Raw genomic sequence first — 3,187 nt, 5'->3', positions numbered from 1 at the left:
ACACCTTGGACATTCCATAGCGATGTCTACGACTGGCTACGCCTACGCACTAATTCATATTTCTATTCTGCAACGCCTTGATTTTTATACATCTCTGCCAGAGATTGCAACTGTTTGAGCTTGTGCCGGGAGAACTTTGTATGTAGCCACTTCTGTGCTTTTAGAGTCCCAGCCACTTCCGCCTCATCTAATACTTGCTGTGCAGTCGTGTAAGCTGGCAATGTGTAGCGATCGCAGATTGATGAAGGGAGATTTCCTTCAATTTGGGTAGCATCCCCAACTCTTAAATCCGTCGATACTACTCCATTACCTTTACCGCCAAATAAACCAGGAAGCCATTTCCCTAACATTCCTTTCTCCCCCCTACTACTTAAAATTGGTATAACTCTCCTGAACTTGTTGAACTTGTGAACCGATATATCGGGTTATGCCATATATCCCCATGAATGAAAACATTAAAACTGTTATTGCAGCGATCGCAGTTTGAGCCATCATCCCTCGTTGCATTAACTCCTCAATCTGTCTATTGGACTGCGATCGCACTCTCGACTCATCAATAAGTTGCTGGACTACCAGGAATTCTTCTGAAGAGAGGTTTTCTAGTGTCAGCCCGGACAGATTCAACTCCCCGTCCTTTTTCAGGTGAATATTTAATGCTTTGCGATGGGTTTGGTCTTGTTGCTCCATATATTGCCACGCACAAAACGAGGGTCAATAGCAGCAGATTCAGTACTGCTGCTAATCCAATCAATTTATTCAGCTGCATTTGTTGGGCTAATACCGAAAATACCCGCAACGAGTTCGTCACCGATTGCACGAAAGGAATCTACGTCAGCTTCTTCCTCCATCGCTTTAGAGACAAACTTACTCACCACGTCTTTAGGAGCATTGCGAATCGTTGATAACAACTGGTCGGCTTTGTCGGTTGTGTAAGCATCAATCCCGACGTTAAGGACATCCTCCAAGGATTGAATTTCTTGATTTGAAACCTGGGATGCATGAGCGATCGCTCCTTGCAATGGAGGAGTGGATTTACGACGTGGGGAGTTTTTACCGAGTTTACCTCCCGTATTTTTGGACTTGCTATTGGTAGCCAGTTTCCCCGACGCAAGCCTAAGCTCAAGAATGTGTTGTGCGATTGTCTGTGCGTCAGAATCACTCAGTTGCTCAATGTCTGCACCAACTTCAATACAGAGTTTAGCAATTTCCTCAAAGCTTACTTCAATGTTATGAGGCTGTAAGAGTTGTTGGATTTTGTCCATGTGACCTCTTTGAGAGTTATACCCTCAAATATTAGTCAATATAATCACTATTGATATGCAATTACGATGATATTGACATATAATTAGAAAAATTTCTTTCACAAATGCAATGAATTTGGGATGATAATGTGATGAATCCACTCGCAGAACTTGCTACAGACATGACTGACCGTTACCAAATCACCATTACTCTTTGTAAAAAAGCTTATGACCAGTACAAAGAAGTTTCTGATTGGAAAGAAATTCCCATGGCCACTTTATTGCGCCAAATACTAGAACGTGAGCAAGAGTCCCCAGCTTTCGCTTCTTTATACAGGAGGGCTGCTGCTAAAGAATAGATAGGAGTTAGGAATAAGTATGGAGAAAAAATATCCCCTGGACTGGTTAAAGCTGTCTTGCGAAAAAGTTTATTGCTGTTCAATTACAGATCGCACTTGGCGCAAATGGCTTCGACTGTGCCAAGTTCCCCAATATTCCCGTGAGGGTGAAACCGAAAAGGCTATCTGGCTTTTAACTTTGGCTTACATGAAAAAACTTAAGCCTTGTCAAAAATTTACTCTCCTTCAGATTAAGTTCAAACTCAAAGAAAACCCATTAGCAGAATTACATATTGCTGAAGCTATTTATGACGCTTGTTTCACTAATGCCAAAGGAGCAGATTTACCAGAAATTATTTTGAGAGTTACTGGTAAGCAAGTTGCTTTACGAACTCTCTACCGTTGGGCGCAAAAACAGCAAGTTACTTTTGCTGTGGGGAAACAGTTAACTCGCCCAGAAGTTGAGCAATGGATTCGATGGGCTACAGCTTGATAAAGGTGGAGGTTCAGCCGTCTCTGCTGTAGGCTACGGTGTACACACAAGTTATTCTGCAAGGGTTTTAAGCCTTTTAGCCCCATAAATACCCCACTTTTTGGGAACTGGAAACTCAATTTCTCCCCCTTATTTTAGGACTAGGGCAACGAAACCGAGTTTTAGGTGGGGTTTCAAGACTTGTGGTACACCGTAGCTGCTGTAGGAGGGGTGTTATTTGTCAGTACTAACAGTTGAATCAAGAGGAGGGATTTGATCGGCGGTTAAGGTTACAACTTGACCATCTTGCCAAATACTAATTGATTCTCCTAAACGGCGGTGTCTTTCAATAGCCTTTTTCATAGCAAGTTTAACTCCTGCATCGATTTGGCTAGATAATTTTTCAGGAATTGACTTATTCATAGGTATTAGTAGTAATTTGGTTCCATAGTTGGGGTTGATAAATTATCGGCTCTTGATTTAAAGGGCGTTCAGCTATTATCTGCAAAATGGGATTAGAGTTATCATAAACAATCCAGCGATCACATAAGGGTAAATATAACTCAACCAAGTTTTTTCTTCCACGTTGATAGCGACGGTAAATAGCATCTTCAGGGATGTTGTGACCACCACTTTCTACCCGTCTGCGTACTCGTGCAATAGCTAATTCAGGGCTTTGTAACCAAAAGTAAATTAAATTTATCACATAACCTTGTTTTTTACATTCTCTTAAAAATCGGGCGAAATTACGAGCGGCTAAGGTTGTTTCAAATGCAAAATCGGTTTTAGCATTCACCAGAGTTTTTAGTCTTTCTATCATCAATCGTCCGGCTTGAATGGCTACAGATTCCGGGTTAAAAGGAGAAAGTCCGGCTGCTATTTCATCGGCGTTGACATATTCAAATACCTGTAGGAAGTAAGGGAGAATTTGCAGTGCGGCGGTAGTTTTACCAGAACCATTTGCACCACCAATAATGTATACATTGGGCATCTTGCGACTAAAATTAGGGTCTTAGCAATACTACACGCTCAAGAAGTCTAAGTTTCTGATAAAAAACTACTAGTAGTCTGGCAAGCCAACTTTGCTAGGTGAGACATCCGGATACAACCGTCCCATTTTACTGCGTGCATCCGTA

General features: G+C 41.7%; 7 protein-coding genes. 2 read left to right on the top strand and 5 right to left on the bottom strand.

Features of this window, described 5'->3' with window-relative positions:
• Positions 1–62 precede the first annotated feature (62 nt).
• The 3 genes from RM347_RS35605 to RM347_RS35595 form a co-directional block, all read right to left on the bottom strand.
• The gene (locus RM347_RS35605) at positions 63–350 is read right to left on the bottom strand and encodes a hypothetical protein (protein ID WP_322721229.1); all 288 of its coding nucleotides are present in this window, start codon (positions 348–350) and stop codon (positions 63–65) included.
• A 16-nt stretch (positions 351–366) separates the two neighbouring features.
• Positions 367–687 carry a hypothetical protein gene (locus RM347_RS35600; RefSeq protein WP_322721230.1) on the bottom strand — a complete coding sequence of 107 codons (321 nt, stop codon included), beginning with the start codon at positions 685–687 and terminating at the stop codon, positions 367–369.
• Between the two features lie 65 nt (positions 688–752).
• Positions 753–1,262 carry a hypothetical protein gene (locus RM347_RS35595; RefSeq protein ID WP_322721231.1) on the bottom strand — a complete coding sequence of 170 codons (510 nt, stop codon included), beginning with the start codon at positions 1,260–1,262 and terminating at the stop codon, positions 753–755.
• 128 nt (positions 1,263–1,390) lie between these two features.
• On the opposite strand from RM347_RS35595, the gene RM347_RS35590 reads away from it, so the two are divergent.
• Positions 1,391–1,600 carry a hypothetical protein gene (locus tag RM347_RS35590; RefSeq protein WP_428850678.1) on the top strand — a complete coding sequence of 70 codons (210 nt, stop codon included), beginning with the start codon at positions 1,391–1,393 and terminating at the stop codon, positions 1,598–1,600.
• A gap of 19 nt (positions 1,601–1,619) precedes the next feature.
• Positions 1,620–2,072, top strand: a complete 453-nt coding sequence (locus tag RM347_RS35585) for a hypothetical protein (protein WP_322721232.1) — start codon at positions 1,620–1,622, stop codon at positions 2,070–2,072.
• A 213-nt stretch (positions 2,073–2,285) separates the two neighbouring features.
• Here the strand turns inward: RM347_RS35585 and RM347_RS35580 are convergent, their stop codons facing one another.
• Together RM347_RS35580 and RM347_RS35575 are read right to left on the bottom strand one after the other, a co-directional pair.
• The gene (locus RM347_RS35580; protein ID WP_104902037.1) at positions 2,286–2,474 is read right to left on the bottom strand and encodes a hypothetical protein; all 189 of its coding nucleotides are present in this window, start codon (positions 2,472–2,474) and stop codon (positions 2,286–2,288) included.
• Positions 2,467–3,042, bottom strand: a complete 576-nt coding sequence (locus tag RM347_RS35575) for a zeta toxin family protein (RefSeq protein ID WP_322721233.1) — start codon at positions 3,040–3,042, stop codon at positions 2,467–2,469. The genes RM347_RS35580 and RM347_RS35575 overlap by 8 nt, the downstream gene beginning before the upstream one ends.
• Positions 3,043–3,187 lie beyond the last annotated feature (145 nt).

The sequence above is a fragment of the Nostoc sp. ChiQUE02 genome, assembly GCF_034531305.2.
In the GTDB taxonomy this organism is placed as follows: Bacteria; Cyanobacteriota; Cyanobacteriia; order Cyanobacteriales; family Nostocaceae; genus Nostoc.
The sequence above is the reverse complement of the archived record's forward strand: the minus strand, read 5'-3'. Positions and strand labels throughout refer to the sequence as shown.